Origin of the sequence: Mesorhizobium sp., assembly GCF_041661565.1 — a bacterium.
Classification (GTDB): Bacteria; Pseudomonadota; Alphaproteobacteria; order Rhizobiales; family Rhizobiaceae; genus Mesorhizobium.
In genome coordinates this window covers 48,816-55,116 of the sequence record NZ_JBAZUD010000013.1, presented here as the reverse complement: position 1 = coordinate 55,116, position 6,301 = coordinate 48,816, and the positions used below count along the sequence as shown (strand labels likewise).

General features: G+C 61.0%; 10 protein-coding genes. 7 read left to right on the top strand and 3 right to left on the bottom strand.

Going from position 1 to position 6,301, the window contains the following annotated elements; genetic code table 11:
* A partial coding sequence (locus WC739_RS04400; RefSeq protein WP_372951792.1) for a lyase family protein occupies positions 1–549 on the top strand: 549 nt, incomplete at its 5' end.
* Positions 550–615: 66 nt separating this feature from the next.
* On the opposite strand, the gene WC739_RS04395 is transcribed toward WC739_RS04400, so the two are convergent.
* On the bottom strand, positions 616–1,428 hold the full coding sequence (locus WC739_RS04395; RefSeq protein ID WP_372951791.1) for a VOC family protein: 813 nt from the start codon (positions 1,426–1,428) through the stop codon (positions 616–618).
* Between the two features lie 244 nt (positions 1,429–1,672).
* Here WC739_RS04395 and WC739_RS04390 point away from each other — a divergent pair, with 244 nt between their 5' ends.
* On the top strand, positions 1,673–2,227 hold the full coding sequence (locus WC739_RS04390; protein ID WP_372951796.1) for an RBBP9/YdeN family alpha/beta hydrolase: 555 nt from the start codon (positions 1,673–1,675) through the stop codon (positions 2,225–2,227).
* A gap of 6 nt (positions 2,228–2,233) precedes the next feature.
* Here WC739_RS04390 and WC739_RS04385 read toward each other — a convergent pair whose 3' ends face one another.
* Both WC739_RS04385 and WC739_RS04380 read right to left on the bottom strand, forming a co-directional pair.
* A complete protein-coding gene (locus tag WC739_RS04385; RefSeq protein ID WP_372951790.1) occupies positions 2,234–3,007 on the bottom strand; it encodes an HpcH/HpaI aldolase/citrate lyase family protein in 774 nt (257 codons plus the stop codon).
* Between the two features lie 107 nt (positions 3,008–3,114).
* On the bottom strand, positions 3,115–3,435 hold the full coding sequence (locus WC739_RS04380) for a DUF1476 domain-containing protein (RefSeq protein WP_010909104.1): 321 nt from the start codon (positions 3,433–3,435) through the stop codon (positions 3,115–3,117).
* A gap of 273 nt (positions 3,436–3,708) precedes the next feature.
* Between WC739_RS04380 and purC the strand changes: the two genes are divergently transcribed.
* The 5 genes from purC to purQ are packed head-to-tail and all read left to right on the top strand — an operon-like array spanning position 3,709 to position 6,297.
* Positions 3,709–4,503 (top strand): phosphoribosylaminoimidazolesuccinocarboxamide synthase, encoded by a 795-nt coding sequence (gene purC / locus WC739_RS04375; RefSeq protein WP_056594372.1) that lies wholly within the window; start codon positions 3,709–3,711, stop codon positions 4,501–4,503.
* A 23-nt stretch (positions 4,504–4,526) separates the two neighbouring features.
* A complete protein-coding gene (gene purS / locus WC739_RS04370) occupies positions 4,527–4,769 on the top strand; it encodes a phosphoribosylformylglycinamidine synthase subunit PurS (RefSeq protein ID WP_372951795.1) in 243 nt (80 codons plus the stop codon).
* Between the two features lie 18 nt (positions 4,770–4,787).
* Entirely contained in the window at positions 4,788–5,042 is a 255-nt protein-coding gene (locus WC739_RS04365) for a hypothetical protein (RefSeq protein ID WP_372951789.1), read from the top strand.
* A gap of 38 nt (positions 5,043–5,080) precedes the next feature.
* A complete protein-coding gene (locus tag WC739_RS04360; protein WP_372951788.1) occupies positions 5,081–5,632 on the top strand; it encodes an RNA 2'-phosphotransferase in 552 nt (183 codons plus the stop codon).
* Positions 5,629–6,297 (top strand): phosphoribosylformylglycinamidine synthase subunit PurQ, encoded by a 669-nt coding sequence (gene purQ / locus WC739_RS04355; protein WP_372951787.1) that lies wholly within the window; start codon positions 5,629–5,631, stop codon positions 6,295–6,297. The genes WC739_RS04360 and purQ overlap by 4 nt, the downstream gene beginning before the upstream one ends.
* The last annotated feature ends 4 nt before the right edge of the window (positions 6,298–6,301 follow it).

Genomic DNA, 6,301 nt, shown 5'->3' with positions numbered 1-6,301 from the left:
GCGGAAGAGTATTTTTCACCCGGGCAAAAGGGCTCGTCGGCGATGCCGCACAAGCGCAACCCGGTGCTGACCGAGAACCTCACGGGCCTTGCCCGCATGGTCCGCTCGATGGCGCTGCCGGCGATGGAGAATGTGGCGCTCTGGCACGAGCGCGACATCTCGCACTCCTCGGTCGAGCGGATGATCGGCCCGGACGCGACGGTGACGCTCGATTTCGCGCTGTCACGGCTAACGAGTGTCGTCGACAAGCTGCTCGTCTATCCCGAAAACATGTTGAAGAACATGAACAAGTTCCGCGGCCTCGTGCATTCGCAGCGCGTCATGCTGGCGCTGACGCAGGCCGGCCTTTCGCGCGAGGACTCCTACCGCCTTGTGCAGCGCAACGCCATGAAGGTGTGGGAGCAAGGCGCTGATTTTCTTGAGGAACTACTGGCAGACAAGGAAGTGACGGCGGCCCTGCCCGAGGCGGAAATTCGTGAGAAATTCGACCTGGGCTATCACACCAAGCATGTCGACACGATCTTCAGGCGTGTGTTCGGGGAGGCTTGAGCCGCCCAGCACGAAAAGACCCGCCTCATCCACCGGCCGGAGAGCCTGTTTGCTTGGCGTGCCCGATCAGGCCTTGCCGCGAACGGTCCTGATCACCGTGCCCCAGGGATCCTCGCGGCTCGTTTCGCTGGCCACATTGTCCGAACGCATCTCGACCCATGCCAAACCAGACCGGCTTGGATCGCGGCGGCCTGCGCCGGCACTCTGCCAGGCGTTGGCGCCGATGTGGTGGTGATAACCGCCCGACGACAGGAACACCGCCTGGCCGCCATACCTGGCCACCGTGTCGAAGCCGAATTCCTTGTTCCACCAAGCTTCGGCGTCGTCCGGCCTGCCGACGCGCAGGTGGACATGCCCGACAATGCTGTTTTCCGGCGCGCCTTGCCAACCGGCGTCACCGGCCGGCACTTCGGCTACGACGGCCGGGATGTTCAACCGCTCGGTCGCCATAGCCACCTTGTCGCCATTCCACTTCCAGTCCCGCGGACTGCGGTCCGCGTAAATTTCAATGCCGTTGCCTTCCGGATCGGTCATGTACAGCGCTTCGCTGACCAGATGGTCGGAAGCGCCATCGATGGAGATCTTGTTGGCGATGGCATGGTTGATCCAGCGGCCGAGATCCGCGCGGCTGGGCAGCAGGAAAGCGGTGTGGAACAGTCCAGCACTTCGCGGATCGTCGGGTTTTGCCGCCGCATCCGGCTCCAGGACCAACAACGGACGGTTCGCGGCGCCCAGTGTGATCGCGCCATAGGCGCGGCCAAGCTCCTGCAATCCGACGACTTCACGGTAATAGGCGGCGAGGCTTTCGGCATCGCGCGCCTTCAACCCGACGCGCGAAACGCTGACCGGGGTGGTGGCGGCAAAAGGCAAGTCAGTCATCAGATGCTCCGTTCGGCCGGCCAGCGGTGAGACTCCCAAGGCGAGTAGTCCCGCGCCGCCAATCATTGTCCGCCGTGTAAGCTCCAAGCCAGGGGTCTCGCACAGCTTTTTCTGTTCGATGACAAATCGTCCATCGAGATCGTTCACACAAGATGGCAATAAGCGAACATGGTGTTCACCATTGTGATCGAGAGTGCTGCTTGCGGCCGTTGCACACCGCGACGCCGATCGCTATCTCAGCGCCATGAAGGTCAAACACGCGGATATTCTCATTGTCCCTGGCTACACCAACTCGGGACCCGAGCATTGGCAGAGCCGCTGGCAGTTCAAGCTGTCGACAGCGCGCAGGGTCGAGCAGGCCGAATGGTCAAAGCCGGTGCGCGAGGACTGGACCGCCAACGTCGCCAAGGCTGTCAACGAGGCCGAGCGGCCGGTGGTCATCGTTGCGCATTCGCTGGGCGTTGCCGCGGCCATACAGGCCATTCCGCGGTTCCAGAAACCTGTCGCCGGTGCGTTTCTGGTGGCTCCGCCGGATGTCGCCAATCCCGAGATAAGGCCAAGGCACCTGATGACCTTCGGCCCTTACCCGCGCGATCCGCTGCCTTTTCCGTCGCTGGTGATCGCCAGCCGCAACGATCCGTTCTGCGCTTTCGACGTCGCCGAGGACATTGCCGCGGCGTGGGGTTCGCTGTTCATCGATGCCGGCGAGACGGGGCATCTCAACGCGGATTCAGGATTTGGACCATGGCCTGAAGGTTCGATGACCTTCGCCAAGTTCATGACCGACCTGAAGGCCTGAGCAGCGTCAGGAGCCGAGCGAGTCCCGCACGCTCTTGATGAGCGTCTTGGCGCCGAGCCCGATCAGCGCGTGCTCCGACCCCATGGCCAGCAGCCTGTAGCCCATCGACACGACGCGGCCGGCAATCTCCGGCTCGACAACATAGATTGCGGCGTGCTTTCCGGCCTGGCGGGTGCGCGCGGCGACCGAGGCTACCGTCTCCAGCATGTCTTCGAGCGTCGAATTGACAGTGCCGCCATTGGTCCATGCGATCGAGAAGTCCGACGGGCCGAGGAAGATGCCGTCGATCCCCGGCGTGTCGAGGATGCCATCGAGCGCATCGAGCGCGGCACGCGTCTCGACCATCGCAAAGGCCATGGTGCGCTGATTGCTGTCGCGCAGCCATTCGGCCTGGTCTCCCTTGCCATGGCGTGGAAAGGCATAGGTCGGACCCCATGAGCGCTCGCCCAGCGGCGGGTATTTCATGGCGGCCGCGAACAGCTTGGCATCGGCGACCGAATTCACCATCGGCGCGATGACGGCCTCGGCGCCGAAATCGAGGGCGCGGCTCGCCATGTCGAAGCGGCCGACCGGAATACGCACCAGGGCCGGCTTGTTGGCGGCGAGCACGGGCGCCAGGCCGCGCAGGACGCTGTCCTCATGATGGCCGCCATGCTGCATGTCGAGGGTGACGGCGTCAAAGCCCTGCCTGGCGACGATCTCGACGGTCAAGGCATCCGGGACGCCGGACCATGCGGTGAGCAGCGTTTCATCAGCCGCCAGGCGCGATTTCAGGGACATCCGTGTCTTTCCTTGTTGATGACCCGCAGTTTCAGCCGGAAACCGCCGCAAACGCAAAGAAAAACCGCCCGAGTGGGTCGGGCGGTCGATTGGTCCAGTGCCGTCGATCAGGTGTTCTTGATCTGCTCGATCGCCTGCGCCATCAGTTCATCCATGGTCCGGCGGATCTGGTGGTCCGATTGTTCGACGCCGGCGGCGTCGAAATCCTTGCGGATCTTGCGGAAAACGTCGTGGTCGCCGGCCTCCTCGATGTCGGACACAACCACCTCTTTGGCATAGGCATCGGCGTCTGCTCCCGACTTTCCGAGCTTTTCGGCTGCCCACAGGCCGAGCGCCTTGTTGCGGCGCGCCGAGGCCTTGAAGCGAAGCTCCTCGTCGAATGCGAATTTGCGCTCAAAACCCTCTTCGCGATCCTTCATGCTGCTCATGGCATCCCTCCGATGGAAATCGATTCGCTGGTGACGGTGTATATGTGGTGACAAAGCACAAACCAAAAGCTCGCCGGGCGGTCAATACGCTTCGTACCATGCTGCACTGCGGCATTTCAGTCCCGAAAGAGGTTGATTGAAAGGATTTGTCGATTGAGCAAATCGTGTGATTGGGATAGACCCGGCATTGAACCCTGCCCTAGCCGCACTATTTCAGGCAAACGGACAGGAAATGGTCGCTTGCCGCCTGCCGGAAATCCAGAGAAAAATCAGATGAAAAATCGCCGCCGCATTTATGAAGGCAAGGCCAAGATCCTCTATGAGGGACCCGAACCGGGCACGCTGATCCAGTTCTTCAAGGATGATGCAACCGCTTTCAACAAGAAAAAGCACGAGGTCATCGACGGCAAGGGTGTGCTCAACAACCGCATTTCCGAGTATATCTTCAATCATTTGAACCGCATGGGCATTCCGACCCATTTCATCCGCCGGCTCAACATGCGCGAGCAATTGATCAAGGAAGTCGAGATCATTCCGCTCGAAGTGGTTGTGCGCAACGTCGCCGCCGGTTCGCTGTCGAAGCGCCTCGGCATCGAGGAAGGCACCGTCCTGCCGCGCTCGATCATCGAATTCTATTACAAGGCCGACGCGCTCGACGATCCGATGGTGTCGGAAGAGCACATCACCGCCTTCGGCTGGGCTAGTCCGCAGGAGATTGACGACGTGATGGCGCTGGCCATCCGCGTCAACGACTTCCTCTCCGGCCTGTTCATGGGTGTCGGCATCCAGCTGGTCGACTTCAAGATCGAATGCGGCCGACTGTTCGAAGGCGACATGATGCGCATTGTTGTCGCCGACGAGATCTCCCCGGATTCGTGCCGTTTGTGGGACGTGGCGACGCAGGACAAGCTCGACAAGGACCGTTTCCGCCGGGACATGGGCGGTCTCGTCGAAGCCTATCAGGAAGTCGCCCGCCGCCTCGGCATAATGAACGAGAACGAGCCGCCGCGCCCGACCGGCCCGGTTCTCGTCGCCTCGACCGAGGGCATCAAAGGCAAGCCTCACTAAGAGCGAACAGGAGCATGTCCAGCGTGATCAAGGCCCGCATAACCGTCACCCTCAAGAACGGCGTTCTTGACCCGCAAGGCAAGGCGATCGAACATGCCCTGTCCGGCCTGGGCTTCGGCAGCGTCGGCGCCGTGCGCCAGGGCAAGGTCTTCGACGTCGAACTGGCCGAGAGCGACGAGGCCAAGGCCGAGGCGGATCTCAAGGCCATGTGCGACAAGCTGCTGGCGAACACGGTGATCGAGAATTACAGTGTGACGCTGATCTGAGGTTGTAGCGGAGGCACAATGTCGGAAGTCACGAGTGAATTGATGTTCGAGCTTCTCAAACGCGTGCATCACGAAATCGGTGAGCTTCGGCAGGATGTTTCCGAAACCAAACGGGAGCTGAATGTGATGCGAGGCCACATGGTGGCCACGCAAAGCGACATTCACAACGTCTATGGCATACTCGCGCGGCAAGACGAGCGGCTCGAACGCATAGATCGTCGTTTGGATCTGCGCGAACTCGCCGAAAGTCAGAGGCCTTATGAACCGAAGTGACACCAGTTCGGCCGTCGTGTTCTGAGGTCGCTGCTTCGATGCCAAATGACACCCAGATCTCGAAATTCATGAGCCTGGTTCTGCGCCATGCGCCACAAGAGGCAGGATTGTCGCTCGATGAGAACGGCTGGGCCGATTTCGGGATGCTTTGCGCGGTCATCCACACGAAGTTCGGCGCATCGACCGCCGATGTTTTGCGTATCGTCGAAGAAAATCCGAAAAAGCGCTTTGCGATCGACGGCAACCGCATCAGAGCCACGCAAGGCCATAGCGTCGATGTCGATCTCGGCCTCCCGCCATCGGTCCCGCCTTACATGCTGTACCACGGCACCAAGGAAGAATTTCTCCCCAGCATCCTGCGTGAAGGCCTGACCAGTCAGTCGCGCCAGCATGTCCATCTCTCCAATGATGTCGAAACGGCTCTGATCGTTGCGCGGCGTCGAGCCGGGAAAAGTGTTATCCTGCAGGTCGACTCGGCGGCCATGACGAGGGATGGGATGTCATTCTTTCTCTCGGACAACGGTGTCTGGTTGACCAACCACGTTTCACCCCGGTATCTCACTCATATGCTTGAACGAGAATTGCCATGAAATCCGCAGTTGTCCTCCTGCCCGGCCTCAACCGCGACCGCGACATGATCGCCGCGCTGACCAAGATTTCCGGCAAACCGCCGGTCACCGTCTGGCAGACCGACACCGAAATCCCCGATGTCGACCTGATCGCCATACCGGGCGGCTTTTCCTTTGGCGACTATTTACGCTGCGGCGCGATCGCCGCGCGCATGCCGGTGATGCGGGCGGTCGCCGAACAGGCTGCCAAGGGCGTGACCGTCATCGGCGTCTGCAACGGTTTCCAGATCCTGGTCGAGGCCGGCATGTTGCCGGGAGCCTTGATGCGCAACACTTCGCTGAAGTTCGTCTGCCGGCAGGTGAAGCTCGAGATCACCAATGCCAACACCATGTTCACACGCCGCTATCAGCCGGGCCAGATCATCCGGTCGCCGGTCGCCCATCATGACGGCAATTATTTCGCAGACGCTGACACGCTCGCTCGTCTCGAAGGCGAAGGCCAGGTGGTGTTCCGCTATGCCGAAGGCACCAACCCGAACGGTTCGATCAACGACATCGCCGGCATCATCAACGAAAAGGGCAATGTGCTCGGCCTCATGCCGCATCCCGAAAACCTGATCGAGGCGGCGCATGGCGGCAATGATGGAAGGGCACTGTTTGAAAGTGCCCTGGGCATAGCCGCTTGACGAT

What these genes read in the sequence shown, in the direction of transcription:
- purQ (WP_372951787.1), top strand. Translation starts at nt 5,629, where the DNA reads ATGAAATCCGCAGTTGTCCTCCTGCCCGGCCTCAACCGCGACCGCGAC.
- WC739_RS04385 (WP_372951790.1), bottom strand. Translation starts at nt 3,007, where the DNA reads ATGTCCCTGAAATCGCGCCTGGCGGCTGATGAAACGCTGCTCACCGCA.
- WC739_RS04395 (WP_372951791.1), bottom strand. Translation starts at nt 1,428, where the DNA reads ATGACTGACTTGCCTTTTGCCGCCACCACCCCGGTCAGCGTTTCGCGC.
- WC739_RS04380 (WP_010909104.1), bottom strand. Translation starts at nt 3,435, where the DNA reads ATGAGCAGCATGAAGGATCGCGAAGAGGGTTTTGAGCGCAAATTCGCA.
- WC739_RS04390 (WP_372951796.1), top strand. Translation starts at nt 1,673, where the DNA reads ATGAAGGTCAAACACGCGGATATTCTCATTGTCCCTGGCTACACCAAC.
- purC (WP_056594372.1), top strand. Translation starts at nt 3,709, where the DNA reads ATGAAAAATCGCCGCCGCATTTATGAAGGCAAGGCCAAGATCCTCTAT.
- WC739_RS04360 (WP_372951788.1), top strand. Translation starts at nt 5,081, where the DNA reads ATGCCAAATGACACCCAGATCTCGAAATTCATGAGCCTGGTTCTGCGC.
- WC739_RS04365 (WP_372951789.1), top strand. Translation starts at nt 4,788, where the DNA reads ATGTCGGAAGTCACGAGTGAATTGATGTTCGAGCTTCTCAAACGCGTG.